This is a genomic window from Bacillus sp. sid0103, assembly GCF_019219025.1.
Genome location: NZ_JAHUWN010000048.1, coordinates 1 through 20,683, shown reverse-complemented (window position 1 = coordinate 20,683; position 20,683 = coordinate 1). Strand labels below are relative to the sequence as shown.

Below are 20,683 nucleotides of genomic sequence, written 5' to 3'. Positions count from 1 at the left end.
AAAAATTCCCCAATCTTGATCATTAGTTTCTCCACTCCGATTTATCTAGTATCGAAACTAATTCTCCGTTATTTTAGGGGAATTTGGAACCGTTGTTATTAGGGATTTTATCACCGTTGATTACACAGCCAATAACGACGAACATGCGCCCAACAATTTTCGAAGGTAACGCCTTCCAACTTATCTTAGGCAGAATAACCATCACAAACAATCGTTCCAGATTAGGGCAAAATTGCCTCCTAAGATTGAAAAAGACGACACAAAATTCACATATGTGAATTTTCAAGTCGTCTTTTTGAGTTGTACGATAAAGAGCCCCTTTAAAAACCGGAGGTTTTTCAGTGCCCTCGCAAAAGTACAGGTGTTTTTATTACTAGGTTTAGATTTTAATATATCTTTTAAGTACCTTCTCAATAAAATAGGTGGAAACAAGAGCATAAAAGCTAACGAAAAATAATCCAAAGGAAAGCTTATATATGGTAAATAATATTAGTGCTATAAGGAGTGCTACAGAGGTAGTACTTATAACTATGTGTTTATAAGTTAATATAAGTGAATTCTTAAGTATATCAATAAGCTTCATATTAACCCTTGCTATTAAAGGGAATATAAAAACACTTATAAGTAGTATTTGAAAGATAATAAATAGTTGAAAGCCCTGAAGCCATAGATAAGCACTGCCCATTTTATTTAATTTAAATATGTTATAAATACTGAAAGATAAAATTATTGTTATAACTGCTCCTATAGGTATAGCTTGCTTAAAATTTTCTTTGTATCCCTTAATAAAGTCACTATATATGTTATAGCTATTTTCTCTTACCTTTTTTCCATAAACATAATATAGTGCAGAAGTGGAAACTCCAATTGTCACTATTGGCAAGCTTCCTATAAACCATAATAAATTCAACATAAAGGTTTCATAAACTAATACACAAAACTTGTACAATGGTCCTTCAAAGCTAAATATTCCTTTCATTATTTTTCCTCCATTCACTTGGAACACCTCCTCATTCTGTCATTTTTATACTGCATAGGGCTAATGCCTACAAGTTTTTTAAAGGTTCTGCTGAAATGTTCAATGTTAGGATAACCGATTTTATCACATATCTCATATATCTTCATATCAGTTTTAGATAAAAACTCCTTGGCCTTTTCTATCCTTATATTAGTTACATATGTAGTAAAGTTATACCCTGTTTCTTCTGTGAATATTTTACTGAAATATGCCTTACTAAAGCCTATAGATTTACTTACCAGATCTAGGGTAACTCTATCACCATAATTATTATGAATAAAATCCTTTGCCTTTTTAATTGCCGCATTCTCCCTCTGGTTTATTTTTCTTAAAGAATTAATAACTCTTGTTAGAAGCATTAGTATCCATTCCTCAATTTCTAATTTAGTATCAAATTTTCTTACTTCGCTATAAAAATCCAAATCTTCCTCAATAATAGCTTCAAGATTATCTCCTTCATCCTTAATTATGTAGTAAATTACCATTAATACTATCTCTAAATAATAAATATAAAAGCTTTCAATTTCTCTTGCTCCGGATAGTTCATTCAACTGAAAAACCCTTTTCATCTCTTCTAAACACTTTTCTTCATCTAACCTATCCAACGCTTCTAAAAGCCCATTTTCCTTACTCATTTCTATAACTATTTGTTGAGTTATATTGTAATTCTTATTTTTCTTTATCTTATTTAACTCTTCTACATTCTCAGGATAAATATTTTTTCCCTTGCCATAAATAAATCTAAATCTAGCATTTTTCTGTGCTTCATCAATTAGTGAGCTTATCTTTGTAATATCGCTGCTGACCTCACTTATACCAATAGTTACTTCAATATTTAAGAAATTTAAAAGAGCATTTCTTATTTTATTTGAAATATCTGAAAGTTTTTCCTTTAAACAGTTAACATATGAATTGTCGAAGGCTAAAATAATCCCATATTCTTCTGGAGACATTGGTAGAATTTCTCCCATATTTACTACTTCAAACAGTTGAATAACAGCATTTGTAACAGAACTCATAAGTTCCTTAAGATCATTATCCTCATACCTTTTCTTAACTATCTGAAAACTGTCAATAAGTAGAGAACAGCAAATATAATTTTCTCCTTTTAATCTTAGTACACTATTCTCCAAATCCTTCTCAGTAAAATCTCCAGCAATTAATTTCCTAACAAGTTCATTTCTATTAACACTATGATTTTTACTACCTTTTTTTCTTTTTTCGTCCTCTAAAGCAGCCATAATCATTTTAAGAATTTTATCCGGTTCCATTTCTGTTTTTAAAATATAATCATTTATTCCGAGCTTAAAGGCACTTCTTACAAGTGTATAATCATCATAAGCACTTAACACTAAAAACTCAGTATTAATGCCAAGCCGTCTACTTTCCTCAATAAGCTCAATGCCATTCATAACAGGCATATTAATGTCTGTTATTACTATATCAACATCCCCTCTAGCTTTAATTATCTCTAAAGCTTTCTTTCCATTAGATGCCTCTAAAACCTCATCGAAACCATAATTATTCCAATCTATCAAGGACTTTAAAGCAAGTCTTACAATAGGCTCATCTTCAACTAAAAGCATTTTATACATATTTAGCTCTCCCTTTTCATTAGTATAGGAAGTATAAGTTTTACTTTTGTGAATTTATTCTTTTCACTTTCTATTTTTATTCCATACCCTTGTCCACAATTCAGTCTTATCCTGCTTTCAATATTTTTTATCCCAATATGATTAAAGCTTGTGTTGCTTTTTTCTTTACTTGTAAAAATTCTTTCAACTTCTTCTTCTGTGATCCCTCTACCATTGTCTTCAACTTCAAAGATAAGATTTTCCTCTGACACATATCCAGCTATAATGATATTTTTTTCTCCATCAATTTCATTAATTCCATGTACGATTGCATTCTCAACTATAGGCTGTAATATCAATTTTATAATATAAAGATTTCTTACTTCTTCCTCCACCTTAACAACTAAATTGAAATCATCTCCAAACCGAACCTTCATTATATCTGCATAATTATCAAGATATTCCAATTCTTCTCTTACAGTAATAAAGGTGGATTCACTTCTAAAGGTTGCAGATAATAGCTTCATAAAGGAATCTGTTACCTTTCTAATGTTCTCTGCCTTTGAGATCATAGCCATTAATTTAATTACATTTAAGGTATTATAAATGAAGTGGGGATTTATTTGGGCTTGTAAGACCTTCATTTCTTCCTTAGAACGTTCTCTTTCCTTCAAATCCCTCTCTACCATAAGGTTCTTAATATCATTAATCATCTTATTATAGTTGCTTCCTAGCTCATTAATTTCTTCCAAATTAGTATTTATATTTGTGATTTCATCAAGCCTTCCATCTTTAATACCTTTCATTTTTTTTATAAGTTCTTTTATTGGCTTTAAAATATCTTTAAAGAAGGTTTTACAATATAAAATAAAAAACAAATTGAATACTACAAACATGGCAAATAGTATTTTCATAATGTTAGTTGTATCCTTTGTTAGTGCCTTATCGTCAATTATATTGATAACAGTCCATCCTGACTTTTCTGAGGTGTATTTTGATATATACTTAGTGTTTTTTTTATAATTATATTTATAAAAATTATTGTCCTTATTGTTAATATCCTTAAGATATTCTACTTGAGAAACATTTTTTCCAAGCAAACTTTTATCCGGTGATATTACAATTTTCCCCTTAGGATCAGCGATAATCATTTTTCCTACAGAATCATTCGTAAATCTTGAATAGATAGAATTTAGTGCCTCTGTTTTAATTTCACAATATATAAACTCAGTAGCTGTATTGTACCAACTGTATTCTGGACTAATTCCAACTAAAAAATCAATTCCTTTAGCATTTACATCATCAGAACTATTAAAATTATTTATACTAAATACTTTGTCTTTATTTTTTATACTTTCCTTATACAATGAACTGTCTTTTACATCAGAATCATTTTTATATAGAGGGTCTTTATACTTAAATATCTGGCCATTCTTTGAAAAAAATACTATTGAATTTATCATCCCTTGATAGGCAAATAAATAATCAAGCTTTGATTCTATCTTTGTGGAAATTTCAAGCTTTTTAACAGAATCCTTTTCCTCATACCAACTATTTACAAGGAGTAATAGTTCATTTTCATTTGAAACCTTTGCTACATTGAGGGATACCCGCCTTAACTCAAGCTCAATATCCATTGATAGCTGTTCCATATTTTGTTGAGTCTTTTCATTGTAGTGAGAAACCAAAACTCCTTCATAAAGCTTATTAATAACAACACTAGTGATAATAAAGGGTATAACTATAAATAAAATAAAGCTACTTATAAACTTTTTCGACATATTTTTACTCTTTATCATAAAATTACCACCTCATTTTAATAATAGTATAAAATGGCATATAATATTAATATTAAAGAGCATCTACGAAAAATGTAAATGCTCTTTATAAAGAATTATCTCATTATAGTTTTTCTTCTTCTGAATAAACCAATGCCTATAGTGCTGATGATTAGTCAAAGCCCAACTAACATATTAGTATCTGCAAAGGAGCCTGTCTTAGGAAGTATTGTCACATTTACAGTATTTTTCTTCGATACAAACTCATCAACAGCCTTCCTCAAAGCTACTATATGACATGCAAATAGCCAGCAAGTTTAGTCGCTGGCTATTTTTATTCACGTAATCTAGCATTGAAAGAGAGAAAGTAGGCATTAGGATTAAATTTGCCATCCCCATTCCCTTTAATCAAACCTGCTTCTGCAGCTGTTACCACATATGGTTTTGCCCATATTGGAATCTGATCTGCATCATCAAACGCCAGTGTTAACTTTGTATTTACTTCAAGACCCAGCGCACGAACAATAATAACGACAAATTCACTTTTGGTTATTTCATGATTTGCACGGAATGTACCATCTTCGTATCCCGTAATGAAACCAGCTTTAACAAGTGTTTGAATGAATGGCTGAACCCATAACTACTGCATTACTTCTGCTGACTGCTTGCGGTTGCAGTTTTCTTCAACGCAATTTTTGGATCTTCTTTTACTGTAATTTCTGCAACAGCTTTCTTGTCAGTACCTTCTATCGCACCATTTTTAATAAACACATTTTCCTTGCTTATTTGATTATCAGAAATGCTGTCCCATGTAACAGATACAAAAGTCTTTGTATTATCACTTAATTTTACTTCAAGCCTGCTTGGAGTATTGGTGTTTTACCAATTACTGTACTTACTTTTACTTCAGGAATTTCAGTGATTGTAGTCCCTTGGATCTGTAACTATAACAATAGCCTGAGCTTTTATTTTAGTTCCTGTTACCCTACCCTTTACGCTGAATGATCCAACATTCTTATAGCTATCTTTAGCTATTTTATCCCAAGTTACAGGTACATTTATAACTGTACCATTTGATGTGAACATCTTCGCAGTTTCTGGCATAACAGGTGAAGTTCCTACTGTAGTGTAAACATTCATCACTTTTGCATCTACTATATCAACTTCTTCACTAGCCGTTACAGTTACAGTAGCTATAATAGCTGCAGCTTCAACGCCATTAATGTGTCCTACTACTTCAAATGATCCTTCTTCAGCATATTTTGAAGGGGCAATTGCTGGCCATTGAACTGGCAATTCCATTTCTGTGTTATTGCTCAATGTTGCCTTTACTGTTGAAGGCATTTCCGGGTGCATTCCCACTGATGTGCTGACCTCAACGGTATCTGGTCCAGTAATGGATGGAGCTTCTTGAGCAACTCTCATCTCAGCTACACTCGCCCAACCATTAATACCTTCTAACGCTGTTAACTTAACATGAGTTATTGGCTTTGAACTATCAATTGCTACTTGTTTTGTAGCAACTGTTCTTTCCCATGTTCCACTTGAAACAACTTTAGTAAAGTCTTCAGCACCTGCATACTTAACATATAGGTCATATTTTGTAATGAAGCCATTACCACTTGCTTCTCCTCTACTATTAGTCTCCTGTCTTGGAGTTACATCTAATCTGTTTCCATTGTAAGCTTTACCTAAATCAAGAGTAATGGATTGTGGTAATGTATCGCTTCCATCCCAAGCTGTGTGCCACAATGAACCTGTGTTTCCATCAAGAACATTTTCAGGGTTATCACCTTCTTGATAACCAGTTGCACTTGCTTTGATACCATCTACAGGAATAGCAGATAAGTCAACAGGTGCAATTGGCAGCGGTTCAATTGTAGCATCCTTTGCTTCCTTAACCACTAGATCATCAAGGATAAAGTCTCCTGCTGAACTTCCGGCCGTATTTCTTGCTCCGATCCAGAAATCTTCCGTACTTGCTGTAAATTTAACAGTGAACTGTGTAGGAACGGTTGCCTGTGGCATTGGTACATTCATCACTTCCTTAGTACCGTTACCAACAACGAAATTAACCTTCTTATCAAACTGACTTTCATATTTGAATGATACTTCGTAAGTTGTTCCTTTATCGAATCTTAAAGTCTGCGGTAATGTTCTCATGATGAGACCGCTACCAGTTTTATGGGACTTAATGGACCATTCGCCATTTAATACGTCATCAACTGCTTTTCCATTCCAACCTTTTTGAGTGTATGGAGCGTGTAATTCTGATAAATGAGTACGTGGATCACTTACTCCGTCAGCATCTGCTATAACAAATGGAGTCAAACCTTGGTCAACATTTTCAAAATCTTCAGCTAATACTACATCTGAAGATTGTGGAACAACTCTCTTTGTAGGTACAGAGCGTACATCGTCAAATGTTACAGTCGCTGTTCCTGGAGCTACTTGCAAGTATAATTTTGCAGTTTCCTGTCCTTCTGCTATATCAAATACTACTCTCATTCTCTGCATATTTGTGCTGTGCTTTGAGTCAGCTGAGATATAGTTTTTAAGCGGTGAACTTTCAGTATAGTTAGTTATGTTTGCTCCGCCGAAATTTTTAACACCAATAGTCGTTTTACGTTTTGCATTTCCTGCAGTGTTTGGATCGCTAGCATTTGTACGGTTTGGTGTATTGCCAACCTGAACATATATTGAAGTTGAGTATGTTCCTGGCTTCAATCCTGATAATTTAGTTTCTAATAAAGTCTCTTCATTGTTTTCTTTTACTACTAATTCATATTGTCCACGATTGTTACGTTCTACTGTTGCAGCACCGCTCTTTACTTTCCAGTGATCTAATGTTCCGCTGTTGAAGCTTGGATCCTTTGTAGGCATTCCAAATCCCCACTTCATATCTTCAGCAGTTACAGAAACATCACCTTTGTATACAACGTAAGCTTGTTTTGGTTCTGCTTCAATCGTGATTTTGCCATCAACTACGTTTAATACTTTTTTATCTTTCTTACCGGTATCTGTTAATGTGTATAACTTAACTGTTGATACATTGTTCCAGCTATTTGGAAGCTCCCAAGTCGATGATCCGCCAACTTCATTGTAGTGGTACAATTTCTCTTCAACTTTAGCCAATTCACTATCTGTCTTATCGGCATTTGGCGACCATGGCAGCAAATATTTGAGGTTTGAATACGTTACCTTATCATAAATGTTCCCGCCATCAGAAGCTTTCGTAATTGTTACATCTTCTTCTAGAAGCTTTTTACCATCTTTCGTAAATGTTCTTTTTCCATCATCTGTTCTCTGCGCAACAACATTTCCTTTAAATTCAACTCTCCCTACATTGTCTTTCACATCGTACTTCGTCATGGGGAAGCTTTGCAGATATTTGGTTGGTAGATTTGTTTTGAAGACAACATCGATCATTTCATCATAATTTACTCTACCCTGCCATCCTTCAGCATCAGTTGCCTCCGTGCCGCCGAGGATTGGGTGACGAACTATCCAAGTATCCTTCTGGTTATTTCTTATAAATCTTGCGATGTCACTGCTGTAGCCCTTTATGTTTTTTCCACCGTAATCATAATCAACTGACCAGTGATTCCAAACGGCTTCATCTTCTAATACATTTGGAAACTCAGTAGTAAGGGCCCATCCCAAAGAATTCACTTCTCTTGCAAATCTTCTTCCATTAAAGCCCTGTTCATACCATGCATCAGCATAAATAAAGTCAAGTGTTGGTGCATCGTCCTTTAACATCTGTAATCGTTTCATTCGGTTGCCAGTATAAACTTCTCTACGGTAGGTTGGATCATCAAAATCATAGGATTGGTCAATCCAGTCCCAACCAGGTTTATTTAAATTCACCAATTGATCATCGAAAGCCTTTGCTTCCGGGTGAGCACCTGTGCCGCTAATATGTACACCCATGAAAGCATTATAGCTCTGTGCTTTTCTTACAAGTGTATCCATATCCTTCTGTCCGCCCTGACGTACACCTATATGTCCGCCGTAATCCGGATGTGCCGAGTCATGACCTTCTGCTTGGTAACCCTTTAGTTCCACAAACTGTCCAAGCCCATCAGTTGATAAATATATTCTTTTTGTTTCATCTAATGTCTTTAAGAATGGGTTTGTTGCCTGGCTACCAAAGTTCATTGGTATACGGTGAACAACAAGTTCGGACATTCTGTCGCTGCCAACAGGATTGTTCATAATATTACGGTAAGCAATAGCTGCATCCTGCCAGTCCATTTGATCATCACCATTTGCATCTTCTGTGATCACTACTTTAGCGTGTGGTAATGGCTCCGTTATATCATCAGGCATTTCATTTCCACGATATACCCATGAAGCACTCCACAAAGCTGTTCGAGAATAACCCGTTTTCTCTGTAGTCTGCTTAACAATACGGTGGTTGTCATTGTCTGCATCTTTATTTGTATCACCAAATGCATTTGACCAAACACTTGCTGCCAATTCATCATTGTTAATGAACGCGTACATATAGTTTTTTGGTGTACTATCTACCGTAGGAGTACCCGATACAGGTTGATACACATCACCTTTTTTATAAACAGCGTTTTCCATTCTGGAACCGGCAAATTCTGCGCCCGCTTCTGTACTTCTTACCGATGCCAAGCTATGGTTTGGAATTTCAATGGTGTGTATTCTCTTTGTACCATTTCCCTCCACTTTTGTTACTTCAAAATCAAGTGTATTCTCTTTTACTGTTATGGATAGAAATATTACTACATTTAACTCATCAACGGTTAGAACATAGTCAGCTTTATTATCTGCTGCTTCTGTGTAGGTTACTTTCGGTACATAGTCTGTTCCGTTAATTCTTATTGTGTTTAATACATCTTCTGAGCCATTTAATACTTTGCTGTTTAACTCATACTTTATTACTCTTGGAAAATTCTTGTCTACCTCAACTTTCATTTGATTTGATGCTATTATTCCATCATAAGCTGCAGCATCTGCAGCATCTGCAGTTCCTGAAAATGCTGGAATTGTAATGCTAATCATCTGTGCAGAAGCTACCACAATTGCTAAGTTTTTAATTATCTTTGACAGTGACATGATTTACCTCCTCTAGGTTTAATCCATTTCTTCTCAATTGCTTTTAATTAATCTTTAGTTTAACTTAAGCTGTAGAAACAACATTTTTACCTAGAAAAGGAATATTAAAGGCAAATACTTGTGTAAACATAAATAATGATAAAAATAAACTAATTGTTTTTTTATAAACTTTTAAATTTCCCCTTTTCTTCATACACTTTCCCTCTCTCTTATTAGTAATCTCATGAAACCCCATAAACCTCCCTTAATAATCAAAATATGTGTTATGTTGCAAATTTCCAGCTAATTTAATATTAGAACAAACTAAGTTAATACTTAATGATATATTTTATCTAAATTTTGACTATTCTTTGTTTTTTTGATAGTCGGATAATTTTAGCCTACATGGAGTTCACTGATTGCTGCAGTAGACCATGTTATATGTATTAACAGACAAACAGGAAGTATCATATATGGTTTTTTCAATATATCAAGCTTTAAAACCTCAACTGCATTTTAGGAATATGACAAGCATATTGAACACCTCTATCTGAATGAAAGAAGAAAGTTTGATACCAAGAGAAAGTTGGATTACGTGAATATGTTTAGCGACAATTTAATTTCCAAGGAAGATTTAATTGAATACAAAGAACTAACTGATCAAAACCTAAAAGAATTAGATTTGGCTAAGACTCAGCTTATAAAGAAACTCGAAGAGTGTACAAATGAGAACTACACTCTTGAAATGGGAAATAAGCTTAAAGATTTTCTTTCGCTTAAAGATCTTACCTCTCAAGTATTACATTCACTTGTTGAGAAGATTACCTGTAACAGCCAAGGTGATATTCGTATCCATTATAACTTCGTAAATCCTTTTCAGTAATAGTCTAAATAATACGAAATAAAGTTACTTCAATTTGTAAGAAAACATCAAAAGAAGCCTTTGCAATTGATAAATTTTGTATATAGGATGGCTTAATACCACACCCCATCATGCCTTATTTTGAATAACTGATTTAATAAATTGTCTAACTCTTGACTACATTGAATGGTTTTGGAATGAAGAAATCCATACCGCTTATTAATATCAAATAATTCATTTCTTTTTTCCTCTATCTCTTTTGTTACCTGTTTTAATAAAGTAGCCATCTCTTTACTCTCCATTCAAATAACTCTCCAGTAAGAATTCTATCTTGATGTGATTGCCGAAATTAGCGGCCCTAACCACCTTTGTATGCATCCTTTAAATCAGGGTGATTATAGTCAATCCCAGTATCAAGAACAGCTACTTTTACGCCTTCTCCGGTAATGCCTTCCTTATGTAACTTGTCAATCTTAAAATAAGGAATACTCTCAACAGAAGTTGTGATTTCTCTATCAACATCTGTTGGAAGATCTTGCTTAATAGGATCAACAATAGGATCAACCGTAAAGGTCTGGTTTTTGTAAACAGCTTGGACAACATCAGATTCCAATAGGAGTTTTACTTGATCGGCTGGCAATGTCATCGATAAGCCGTTATAAGCTTTTTTAAAGGTCTGGGTGATGGAGCTAGAAATGCTTTTTGTTTTAGAGTTCTCTTGAGGCAAGTGTTTTTTGATGTCTTCTTTAAACGTTTTATGTTCTTTCTCTACTTTCGCAGCAGCGTCTTCAATTTTTAATGTTTTGCCTTTTGCAGCAGCTGCTAATACAGCTACTTTACTAGGATCCGATTTGAATTGGACAATGACGGATATATCTTCTTTCGAAGCCAACTCCGCCTCACTGAATCCTTGCAGGCCTGTAGGCTTGTTCACTTGCAATTTATGCAATGCTTCACGTTGTTCCTTTGTTAAAGATGACAGAATGTCCGCTGCCTTAAGTTCTTGTGCTACTGCTTCAATGGAAAGTACCGAATGAATAGGTGAGATTATTAAGCCAGCTGAAAATGCCATAGCAGCTTTCTTAAGTAATGAATTAAATTCCATAATATCCTCGCTTTCTAATTTTGATAAACTTTTCAGAATACTAGTAATCAACCGTCCCTTTCTAAAAATTCTGAATTTTTCACACTGACCATGCCTCTTTTTTAGAGTAATATTATCCGTATGTCCAAGAGTTAGAGATTCATTGCAAGTGTTTTGAAGTTCTTGCACCAGAACCAAATAAATAATATAAGCTGCTTCAGTTAATATTCTTGGCTACTGCATCTTATATTAAAACTTTAAGTTTTTACGCGTTTATTGTAAAATCATGAAATATTATGGTAACCATAACATTATTTTATTGATATTCAGCACTATACTAATATGCAAAATCAAAAAAAATCAGGTTCTGGTGAAAAGATAAAATAAAAGAGAATATATCGATATATTCCTAGTGGAATCGTATCTTATGCTACAAGCCTAAACAATTGAGGGATGAATCCTTTCTGAATTTTGGACAGACTGATCTTGTAAATCAATCTGTTCTTTTTTAATCATTTGCATGGCTTCTACTCCTGAAAGAATGGATATAGTTGTGTCAAAAGACTTGAACCCTAACATTAGAGGGACTCGCCTCTTAATGAATCGATGATCCTGTTCCACGATGGTGTTCAGATATTTTACTTGTCTTATTTGGATGCTTTCCAGCATCTTTTTTCATTTTTCAACTGTTGAATCGCTACTGGATAAGCTGGACTTTTATCTACTGTTATTACACGAGGTCTGGCAACATACGAAAAAGCCAGGGCTTTTTTCAAAAAGCGCTTGGCTGATTTGGCATCTCTCGTTTTACCAAGGAAAAAGTCAATGGTATTTCCTTGCACAATATAAATACATCCATTGTCTTTTTACTTCGATGTCCGTTTAGTCCACTCTCCATGAGTCATTGGTTTGTTTGAAATGACGACGGATTCTCTTATCCAATTCAGGTCCATATTGATGTATCCAACGCATAATGATTGTGTGAGCAATGGATAAGCCTCGTTCCTCCATCATTTCCACTAAATCACGAAAAATAAGTGTGTACCGTAGATACATCTCACCGTTAACAAAATATAGTCAGCCAGATAATGCTTCCATTTGAACAAATTTTGTTTTTCCATACTGATTACACACCTTGCTTAAAGTAATAGTATCAGTATGTCCAAGAGTTAGAGATTCATTGCAATTGCTCTTAAGTTATTGCACCATAACCTGTTCCACCTGTCATAACGTTACCTCGCCACTAATAACGGTGTTATATCACTACTAAAATAATATCGTTCGACTTTTTTACTCCATAGTAGAAATCCTATTCCAAATTTTTTGGATTACATTAATAAAAGATTGAATTGTTACTACGTTTTCTTTTTCCTTCAACGTAATGATAGAGGTTTTTACTTTTACCTTGTTCTCAGTAACTAGGATCGGGACTAAATCACCATTGCTAATTTCTTTTTTTATGCAGCCACTGATTCCCAACCCTACCCCGATTTTATTCAATACGGCCTTTTTGATACCATCTAAACTTCCAAATTCTATTACGTTTTGTGATGAGAGATTCGTTTGCCTCAAATATATACTCATCATCGTTTCAAAATATCCGTCAGCTTGATATTTAATTAAAGGAAATTTCGTCAGTAATTGGTCTTCCGGGTATCTAGCATATAAATCTTTAGAAACCACTAGAACCATGTCGTCCTCTGCAATCACGATGTTTGTCATTCCATTTTTACTTAGCTCGCCCGAAATAATCCCTATATCGTATTTGTTTGATTCTATCCCTTTTATAATTTCATCCCTTTTACAGGAAAATAACTTAATCTGTACATGAGGATATAGCTTCAGGTACTCAGAAATGACATAAGGAAAATAATTCGTACAATAGCTTTCACCAGCTGCAATCGTTACAATGCCAAACGAATTTGAAAGTTCGGCGAAAGATGATTCAATCTCCTCTACTATGGAAAAAAGCTGATCCGTATATATTTTAAGGATTTCACCTTCAGGCGTCAAAAAGGTCTTCTTTCCTTTTCGTATAAATAGCTCCTGTTTCAATTCTTGTTCAAGCGTCTGAATTTGTGCAGTTACAGCAGGTTGAGAGAAGTTTAACTTTTTCGCAGCATTTGTAAAATTTAAGTACTCTGCTACGAATTTGAACGTTTTCAGATTTCTTAATTCCATAATAGTTGCTCTCCATACTATCAAATTTTTTGGACTGGTGCATATTAGTATAGTGCTGAATATCAATAAAATAATGTCATGGTTACCATAATGTCTTTTGATTTTGCATTAAAATCCCCTTCGTTAGTATTTTGGGAATGTTATTACAAATCTTGTACTGTTTGTATCACTTTTGGCGGTTTGTAATATTTAGCTAATAATAGAGTTACAACAAGACCAACGCCTCCAATATTATAAAACATAACGCGCCAGCCCCAAGTACCTGCTTTTAAACCAGTAAAGTATAAAGTGAGAGCCGACCCTATTAACTGATCAACAAATAAAATGGACTTCGCTCTTGCCTGAACTTCTCTTTTGAAAATTTCGGTAATAGCTACACCAAAAAAAGAGTGTTTAAATTGATAAACCTCAATTTTAACACTCTCCATTTGAAAGGCTTTTTATAATAATTAATCGTTAAATTCGATAACTGCTCTTCCTACATTTACACAATTGCAATCATGGAAAGAATCAAATGCATGATTAATATCTTCTAAGGCAATCCGATTCAACACGAGCTCATCCAGTTTGAATTTCCCATCTAAATACATTTCTGCAATGATGGGGAAATCACGGAATGGCTTCACATTACCATCTAACAGCGTTCCTTCAAACATTGGACCCAATGCAGATTCGCATAAGTGAACTTCCCTGGTCACGCAAAATTCACATGTTCCGCAATATGGAACCTAGCTTAAAGCTACTTTCACGTTGGTGACATTTGCCCCAACCGATTCAACAATTCCCGCTCACTCATGTCCTAGAATTGTTGGTGTCGGCGTAGTCGAATCATTTAAAGAGTTTAAATCACTGTGGCTCACACCTGTTGCTTTAATTTTCACTAGAACTTCATTCGCTTTTGGTTCACTAAGTTCTACGTGTTGAATGGATAAAGGTTCGCCGATTTCAGGCATTTTTTGCAATGAGTTCATCTGGTTTAATTGATTTTCTAGCTTCCTTCTTTACTGACATTCTAAAGATTAACGTCATGAAGATAGCGAGGATAGCCGCGCAGGCACAGAAGATGAAGTATCCATTATATCCACCGTTAGGTCCGTATGTTTTAAACAATACAATATTGACGATAGGCATTAAAATATCAGGTGTATAGCCTATAAAGGATACAACTCCAATCGCCAGACCGAGCATCTTTTCATCTACCTTACAATCTCCAAGTAACGACCAGTAAAGACCTCTAATGGTATAAATCATTAAACCAATCATGACGACTTGGATTTTAAAGTAAATGAGAGGCATCGTAATTGGTAAGATTGATATAGCAATTAAAAAAGTGGCAGCTAACCCTAAGGCGATCATGAGGATACTGCTTTTCCCAAATTTATCACCTAAAAATCCGCCTAACAAACCGCCAATCGGCCGCATCCAAAGCATTAATACAGTCACTTCACCTACAGTTGCGGCATCAATTTTGATGTTCGTTTGTAAAAATCCACCCTGATAATATACGGCCCAGGTCACAATATAAGACATAAATATGATGCCGCCTAGCAGCCATATGAACTTATTACTGAATAGTTGTTTGAAATCGCTCACATTAATTTTTTTACTGGTTTCTGCCGCTTTAGAAGAAGATTCTTTTTTAATAGAAGATTTGTCTTCTTTAACAAAAAATAAAATGAGTACGGATACCAAAATAAGCGCAGCAGAGTACATGTAAACCACAAATTGTAACGCTTCTTTCTTATGAACCAATTCTGTACTGTCTCCCAAAACGTTTGTAAAAATAAATAATGCGATACTTGCTAATATGGCCTCTACTAATCCACGGCCACCATCTAAAGTACCAAAAAATCTTCCTTCTTCTTCCTTTTTAGAAATTAACTTTACAAGTTTTAAATGAGCTGCCCAAAAGGTGAATACGGAAAAAAATCCCCAAATACCAAATATCACTAAAACCATTGAATAGCTCGGAACTTGGGCAAACCATAGTCCGGTAAGTCCACAAACCAAAAGTGAAATGAATAAAAGTTTTTTTGCGGAAAATCGATCAGCAAGCCAGCCACTTGGAGAGTATCCCACAAGATAAGCCACACCTAAAACGGAAAAAATGCCATTTAATTGTTTAAGAGTTATTCCGTATACTTCCAAAATCGTTTCTTGATAATTTGTTTTTAAATAGATAAGTGGAAATATCGATCCTGCTGCTAAAACAATGAGGAAAAATTGAAAATACCTTTTATAATTTTTCTCTGCCACAAAATCACTCTTTTCTTAACTAAAAATGGGATAAGATAGTTTTAAAATTTCATCGGTATGAACTCTCACCTTTTTAACGACAGTATCGTTAATGGTATTGTAGAGTACGTGATTTTTTTGGTTCGGTATAAACGTTTGTTGAGTTTTAACCATTTTACTTGCAGCCTCATAAAAATCTTTGTAAATCGATAGATGTTGGCAGACACATATAGCAGCTCCTAAACACGCACTACTGCTGCCTGCACGTCTGTGAACTGGCAATCCAAAAAGATCCGCAATAATTTGCATTATCACATCACTTTTGGAGCCCCCGCCTATTACGACTAAATCATTTAACTGTACATCTATTTCCTCTAACATATCATCAATATTGTTTTTAATATTAAAAGCAATCGCTTCCAAAATTGAACGGTATATATGGTATTTTGTATGGCGCTGATCAAAACCAATCATGACACCTTTTCGATATGGTATAGATGGTGTCGATAACCAGTCTAAAATGGTAATCAGACCGTCACTGCCGACTGGAACATCTTGTGCTTTCATATTCAAGTATTCCTCTTCCAATACACCTAGTTTTCTTGCTTCTGTAATGAGTTCTTCACCAATCAGCTTTTTAAACCAACTCACGGTCCACATACCACGTCTTATTCCATTTGATTCATAAACATATTTAAATGGAATACATGCAAGCGTTGGAAAGAAATTAAGGGCATTTTCCTTAAATTCATTTCGTAACAGCATGGACGAAATGAATGTTCCAAGCGAGATCATGATGGTACCTTCGTCCTTAATTCCGGAACCCAGCGCCTCTACAGCTTTATCGTTAGCTGTCGCTACTACTGGTATATCATGATGGAAACCAAACTCCTCGACCAATTCTTGTCTCAGCATTCCCAGCTTTTCGCCTGGTTTTACAAGATCAAATACCATGTCTCTTTGCAATCCATTTGCCTCAAATACTTCCTCGTCTTTCGACCAATCCAACGTTTCGCGGTCCAATGGCCAGTGAACTTCATAATTGGAAGCAGTGTCTTTAAATTCCCCTGTCAACCTAAAGCCTAGATAACCAGAGGTAGTCGTCACATACTTTACTTGATCATCAGAATGTACATATGGTTTGTTAAGTCTGGAATCCATCCAGCTTATCACAGGATAAGCTAGATGGCCCTCTTCCTTTAATAAAACACGACAACATCTAATGGTACAAAGTCCAATTCCAGCAATGTCTTTAGGATTGCCAGTAAAATGGGCTAGACAATTTTTAATAGCTCCGTACACACTGTCCCATAAATCATCATCGGGATGGATGACAACCCCTGGCTCAGGTGATAGAGTTTCTTTTAATTGAAAAGATCCGAAAGCAACTTCATTACCTTCAACATCATAAATGGCTACTTTTGTACTTTGCGAGCCATTATCAATCCCCATTACATACCCGCTCATATAATCACCTTTTATTAACCTTTTATATATTTTATGCCCTCTTCTTGAGGGAAGATTGTACCAAAATTCATGATGCCATTAGGGTCAAAAGCTTCTTTTAATTTTTCTAACATATAGTAAGCAGATCCATGCTCTTCTTCTGTCCACTCGGTACGATATTTTCCAATACCATGGTGATGGCACATGGAACCGCCAAGTTTCAATGTTTCTTCAATAATAATGGAATGGATCGGATGATGATAAATTCTCATTTCATCCTCTGGTGCACAATTAATATTATAGTTATAAACAAAGTACATATTGGTTCCATTTAGGTAACTATGGGATGAGTGTCCACCAAGCATGGTTATATCTTCAATTCTATCAAACTCTTCCATAACTCTTTTCATTACATTGTGATAAATCTTTGTAATGTTTTCCCAGTCAGCTGATACTTCCGTTGTAAAACCATCATGCTTATGATGATCAACCATTGTTTGGAATTCACGATCAATGTGTCCCTGCGTCCAATTCAAGTTATTAAACCAATTTTCGATTAATTGGTCTTCAACTTTTTCAACGATTCCATCTTGGAATTTAGCAACCGCTTCTTCAATTGCTTCATTCGTTGCCTTAACAATACCAACTGGTCCTTCTGTCATAAAAATCAACACACATTTGTCTTTATAGAAATGAGAGAAATGTTGTCTTGCGTCTTCTTCAGAATAAACACGTGCCACAGATGGTCTAAAGCCGTTTGTAATCACTTCTCTTAAAACTTTAATACCCGTATCAACATCTTTTAATAAATAACCATGGAACACATTGTTTTTAGGATAGTATTTAAAAATTTTCACCGTAACTTCTGTGATATAACATAATGTTCCTTCATTGCCGATGACAATGTGTCGAATATCCGGTCCTCCAGCTCTTCTTGGAACATTTTTGATTCGAGAAATGTGACCGTTTGGAAATACACATTCTAATCCAACAACCATATCTTCAATCGCACCGTATAAAGTGGAGAATTGTCCAATACTTCTTGTTGCCAATAATCCACCAAATTGTGCAACTGGTTTAGACTGTGGAGAGTGACCAGTTGTGTAACCAATTTTACGCAGCTCATCTTCCAATGTTTGTAGTTTTACACCTGCTTGGACAGTTGCTTGCATGTTATATGGATCGATTTTAATGATATTATTCATTCTTGACCCATCGATAACCATAGCGATTTCTTTCCAGTTTTCCAGACCGCCTTCTGTAGCTGTTTTTCCACTACGAGGAATCACATTGATTTTGTGTTCATTACAGAACTGCAGAAGTGCCTGTACTTCTTCTGTAGAGTGTGGATATACTATCGCCATTGGCATTGGAACGTCAAGGACCTTTTTAGCTTTTGCATATTTTTGATATCGGTCAGAAGATGCATCATATAATGCTTCATGATCGGTATTTATTTGTTCGATTGAAATAATTACCTCTAATTGTTTTAACAATTGTTCTTTAATCTTCGTAGTTTCTTCTTTTAATAATTGTTCATTCGCCATCGCAGCATTTCTCCTTTTATCGATTTCTATATTTCGTTATCGTACTAAGTATCCGCCATCAACATTCACGAGAGTTCCATTTACATAATTGGAAGCGTTTGAAGCTAGATATACAACTGTCCCCATTAAATCTGAGATATTTCCCCATCTATTGGCAGGAATATGATCTAAAATTCGTTGATTGGCTGCAGGATTCGCTCTAGTCTCTACAGTAACGGCAGTAGCAAAATAGCCAGGTGCAATACCGTTTACTTGAATATTGAATTGAGCTAATTCATCACAATATGCTTTTGTGAAGCCTGCTAAACCGTGTTTCGTTGCCGCATATGCAGGTGACCATTGGCCTCCAAGGTAGGAAAACAAAGAACAAGTATTAATGATTTTCCCGCTTTTTTGTGGAATCATATACTTCGCCACTTCATGAGATAATTCAAACGCTGCAGTTAAATTGATTGAGACCATTTTATCCCATTGAAGTCGAGTAAACTTCGTCACATCTGGTTCATTGATACAAATGCCTGCATTGTTCATGAGGATATCTATTTTTCCAAATGTATTGATACATTCTTCTGCAATTTTTTTACAAGCACCCTCTTGAGTAACGTCTGCAATCATCAAATGGTACCGGACGCCTTCTGCTTCAATCATGTTTTTCGTTTCACCATTGTCATCAGCGATGCTGACTGCAAAAATGTCTGCCCCTGCTTTTGCCAGTGCTAAGGCAAAGCCTTGCCCCAATCCTGAATTTCCTCCAGTGATAATGGCTACTTTTCCTTTTAAGCTAAAAAAATTCATTGAGAAATCTTTTATATCGGTTTTATGAGCAGTCATGTTTAACCTTCCTCTTAAATGTTTTTTATTATTTACAACGTTAATTTACTATAAATACCTCCAAATGTAAACGGATTCTTAAGAAAATTTTCTATTTTTTTAAAAAAAAAAAATCATATTGTGGAAAATTTTCCACTATGGTATACTTTCATTAAGCACTAAAATGAGAAGAGAGGGAAAGACCATAAATATTAATTTAAATAAATTAAATGAGCTGGAGCTTTCGGTTCATAATAAACTTTCTGAAATTATTAAAGAAAAGGATCATTTAAAAATAGTAGAGGCCGCTGAGTATTGTAATGTGTCTTCTTCAAAAGTATCCAAACTTGTAAGAAAACTTGGGTTTGAAAGTTTTAAACAATATAAACAATTTTTTGGCGGTCAGCCAATCATTCAGGAAGACAAAAAAACTTCAAGTGAGCTTGAACGATTAAAACACTTTATAGATAATTTTGACCCCACATTAGTGGATGAGTTTTTAACTCTTTATAAGAATTACAACAGAATTGTGCTATTTGGATTGGGTCCATCCTTTATTTGTGTAGAATACTTTGCTTATAAGCTTGCTCTTGTTTCTGGAAAACATATTTTAGTGAGCCAGGGAGAAGATCATGCGAAGCATTTAGTGGATGAGGACACGCTTTTAATTGCTTTTTCCGTAACCGGCAAATTCGCCTCTTTTGAAAACCTTTTCAACGGAGCAAAATCTAAAGGGGCTGAAATATTGTTGATTTTGGAGGAATATGACAATTCTCAAACTTTACAAGTAGATAATATATTTTATTTAACCAAATCTGCTCAAAATGGAAAATTGTTACCTTATGAAAAAACTCGAACTGTATTCTTTATTTTTATAGAAGAAATTATTGTAAAATTAATGGCAGAACGAGATGCATAAAAAAAGGATGAATAAAAGAACAGACCGTCTGGCCATAAAATGTACCCTATAGAGTAGACACTTAAAAAAAGTCTACCTATAGGGTACTTTTTTGTATAATTAAGAAAAAATGGGGATTGGGGAATAGCCCGAAATGAGTAAAAAAGTATTTACAGAGAAAGA

At 34.7% G+C, this 20,683-nt stretch carries 17 protein-coding genes and 4 pseudogenes; 2 read left to right on the top strand and 19 right to left on the bottom strand.

From position 1 onward, the window contains the following. Positions 1-125: 125 nt before the first annotated feature. From KW850_RS34600 to KW850_RS30780, 8 genes and pseudogenes are all read right to left on the bottom strand, one after another. Positions 126-221 (bottom strand): annotated as a pseudogene (locus KW850_RS34600) (IS66 family transposase); the annotation flags it as partial. Between the two features lie 158 nt (positions 222-379). Further along, the gene (locus KW850_RS30805; RefSeq protein ID WP_218351460.1) at positions 380-997 is read right to left on the bottom strand and encodes a YesL family protein; all 618 of its coding nucleotides are present in this window, start codon (positions 995-997) and stop codon (positions 380-382) included. Beyond that, positions 994-2,613: a response regulator transcription factor gene (locus KW850_RS30800; protein WP_218351459.1), complete on the bottom strand. Its 1,620-nt coding sequence runs from the start codon at positions 2,611-2,613 to the stop codon at positions 994-996. Before KW850_RS30800 ends, KW850_RS30805 begins: the two co-directional genes overlap by 4 nt. A gap of 2 nt (positions 2,614-2,615) precedes the next feature. Further along, positions 2,616-4,391, bottom strand: coding sequence for a sensor histidine kinase (locus KW850_RS30795; RefSeq protein ID WP_218351458.1), 1,776 nt, complete (start codon positions 4,389-4,391; stop codon positions 2,616-2,618). Between the two features lie 313 nt (positions 4,392-4,704). Beyond that, positions 4,705-4,923: an S-layer homology domain-containing protein gene (locus tag KW850_RS34425; RefSeq protein WP_374226401.1), complete on the bottom strand. Its 219-nt coding sequence runs from the start codon at positions 4,921-4,923 to the stop codon at positions 4,705-4,707. Then, positions 4,918-4,995: pseudogene (locus tag KW850_RS34420) on the bottom strand (S-layer homology domain-containing protein); the annotation flags it as partial. The pseudogene KW850_RS34420 and the gene KW850_RS34425, both read right to left, overlap by 6 nt. Before the next feature lie 23 nt (positions 4,996-5,018). Further along, a pseudogene (locus KW850_RS30785) lies at positions 5,019-5,225 on the bottom strand (Ig-like domain-containing protein); the annotation flags it as partial. A 60-nt stretch (positions 5,226-5,285) separates the two neighbouring features. Then, positions 5,286-9,458 (bottom strand): endo-alpha-N-acetylgalactosaminidase family protein, encoded by a 4,173-nt coding sequence (locus KW850_RS30780; protein ID WP_256358552.1) that lies wholly within the window; start codon positions 9,456-9,458, stop codon positions 5,286-5,288. A 580-nt stretch (positions 9,459-10,038) separates the two neighbouring features. Between KW850_RS30780 and KW850_RS30775 the strand changes: the two genes are divergently transcribed. Continuing rightward, positions 10,039-10,320, top strand: coding sequence for a hypothetical protein (locus tag KW850_RS30775; RefSeq protein ID WP_218351457.1), 282 nt, complete (start codon positions 10,039-10,041; stop codon positions 10,318-10,320). 92 nt (positions 10,321-10,412) lie between these two features. Here the strand turns inward: KW850_RS30775 and KW850_RS30770 are convergent, their stop codons facing one another. The 11 genes and pseudogenes from KW850_RS30770 to KW850_RS30725 form a co-directional block, all read right to left on the bottom strand. Continuing rightward, positions 10,413-10,601 carry an aspartyl-phosphate phosphatase Spo0E family protein gene (locus tag KW850_RS30770; RefSeq protein WP_256358551.1) on the bottom strand — a complete coding sequence of 63 codons (189 nt, stop codon included), beginning with the start codon at positions 10,599-10,601 and terminating at the stop codon, positions 10,413-10,415. 56 nt (positions 10,602-10,657) lie between these two features. Further along, positions 10,658-11,404 carry a protease inhibitor I9 family protein gene (locus tag KW850_RS30765; protein WP_218351456.1) on the bottom strand — a complete coding sequence of 249 codons (747 nt, stop codon included), beginning with the start codon at positions 11,402-11,404 and terminating at the stop codon, positions 10,658-10,660. Positions 11,405-11,808: 404 nt separating this feature from the next. Then, positions 11,809-12,504, bottom strand: a pseudogene (locus KW850_RS30760) (IS6 family transposase). Positions 12,505-12,673: 169 nt separating this feature from the next. Beyond that, positions 12,674-13,564 carry a LysR family transcriptional regulator gene (locus tag KW850_RS30755; protein WP_218351455.1) on the bottom strand — a complete coding sequence of 297 codons (891 nt, stop codon included), beginning with the start codon at positions 13,562-13,564 and terminating at the stop codon, positions 12,674-12,676. A gap of 143 nt (positions 13,565-13,707) precedes the next feature. Next, positions 13,708-13,992: a hypothetical protein gene (locus KW850_RS30750; protein ID WP_218351454.1), complete on the bottom strand. Its 285-nt coding sequence runs from the start codon at positions 13,990-13,992 to the stop codon at positions 13,708-13,710. 21 nt (positions 13,993-14,013) lie between these two features. Next, positions 14,014-14,262, bottom strand: a complete 249-nt coding sequence (locus KW850_RS33700) for a hypothetical protein (RefSeq protein WP_256358550.1) — start codon at positions 14,260-14,262, stop codon at positions 14,014-14,016. 90 nt (positions 14,263-14,352) lie between these two features. Continuing rightward, entirely contained in the window at positions 14,353-14,517 is a 165-nt protein-coding gene (locus KW850_RS33695; RefSeq protein WP_256358553.1) for an alcohol dehydrogenase catalytic domain-containing protein, read from the bottom strand. Then, positions 14,510-15,820: an MFS transporter gene (locus tag KW850_RS30740; RefSeq protein WP_218351453.1), complete on the bottom strand. Its 1,311-nt coding sequence runs from the start codon at positions 15,818-15,820 to the stop codon at positions 14,510-14,512. Before KW850_RS30740 ends, KW850_RS33695 begins: the two co-directional genes overlap by 8 nt. Positions 15,821-15,835: 15 nt before the next feature. Next, positions 15,836-17,266, bottom strand: coding sequence for an FGGY-family carbohydrate kinase (locus tag KW850_RS30735; RefSeq protein ID WP_218351452.1), 1,431 nt, complete (start codon positions 17,264-17,266; stop codon positions 15,836-15,838). 14 nt (positions 17,267-17,280) lie between these two features. Next, entirely contained in the window at positions 17,281-18,792 is a 1,512-nt protein-coding gene (locus tag KW850_RS30730; protein WP_218351451.1) for an FAD-binding oxidoreductase, read from the bottom strand. A 36-nt stretch (positions 18,793-18,828) separates the two neighbouring features. Continuing rightward, positions 18,829-19,623 (bottom strand): SDR family oxidoreductase, encoded by a 795-nt coding sequence (locus KW850_RS30725; RefSeq protein ID WP_197032301.1) that lies wholly within the window; start codon positions 19,621-19,623, stop codon positions 18,829-18,831. A gap of 163 nt (positions 19,624-19,786) precedes the next feature. Here KW850_RS30725 and KW850_RS30720 point away from each other — a divergent pair, with 163 nt between their 5' ends. Continuing rightward, on the top strand, positions 19,787-20,521 hold the full coding sequence (locus KW850_RS30720) for a MurR/RpiR family transcriptional regulator (RefSeq protein WP_218351450.1): 735 nt from the start codon (positions 19,787-19,789) through the stop codon (positions 20,519-20,521). The last annotated feature ends 162 nt before the right edge of the window (positions 20,522-20,683 follow it).

Bases quoted from the DNA above. Each gene is read 5' to 3' on its own strand.
- KW850_RS30770 (WP_256358551.1), bottom strand. From the start codon at position 10,601: ATGGAGAGTAAAGAGATGGCTACTTTATTAAAACAGGTAACAAAAGAG.
- KW850_RS30795 (WP_218351458.1), bottom strand. From the start codon at position 4,391: ATGATAAAGAGTAAAAATATGTCGAAAAAGTTTATAAGTAGCTTTATT.
- KW850_RS30720 (WP_218351450.1), top strand. From the start codon at position 19,787: ATGAGAAGAGAGGGAAAGACCATAAATATTAATTTAAATAAATTAAAT.
- KW850_RS30765 (WP_218351456.1), bottom strand. From the start codon at position 11,404: ATGGAATTTAATTCATTACTTAAGAAAGCTGCTATGGCATTTTCAGCT.
- KW850_RS33695 (WP_256358553.1), bottom strand. From the start codon at position 14,517: ATGCCTGAAATCGGCGAACCTTTATCCATTCAACACGTAGAACTTAGT.
- KW850_RS30750 (WP_218351454.1), bottom strand. From the start codon at position 13,992: ATGGAGAGTGTTAAAATTGAGGTTTATCAATTTAAACACTCTTTTTTT.
- KW850_RS30730 (WP_218351451.1), bottom strand. From the start codon at position 18,792: ATGGCGAATGAACAATTATTAAAAGAAGAAACTACGAAGATTAAAGAA.
- KW850_RS30755 (WP_218351455.1), bottom strand. From the start codon at position 13,564: ATGGAATTAAGAAATCTGAAAACGTTCAAATTCGTAGCAGAGTACTTA.
- KW850_RS30780 (WP_256358552.1), bottom strand. From the start codon at position 9,458: ATGTCACTGTCAAAGATAATTAAAAACTTAGCAATTGTGGTAGCTTCT.
- KW850_RS30735 (WP_218351452.1), bottom strand. From the start codon at position 17,266: ATGAGCGGGTATGTAATGGGGATTGATAATGGCTCGCAAAGTACAAAA.
- KW850_RS30800 (WP_218351459.1), bottom strand. From the start codon at position 2,613: ATGTATAAAATGCTTTTAGTTGAAGATGAGCCTATTGTAAGACTTGCT.
- KW850_RS30775 (WP_218351457.1), top strand. From the start codon at position 10,039: ATGTTTAGCGACAATTTAATTTCCAAGGAAGATTTAATTGAATACAAA.
- KW850_RS30725 (WP_197032301.1), bottom strand. From the start codon at position 19,623: ATGACTGCTCATAAAACCGATATAAAAGATTTCTCAATGAATTTTTTT.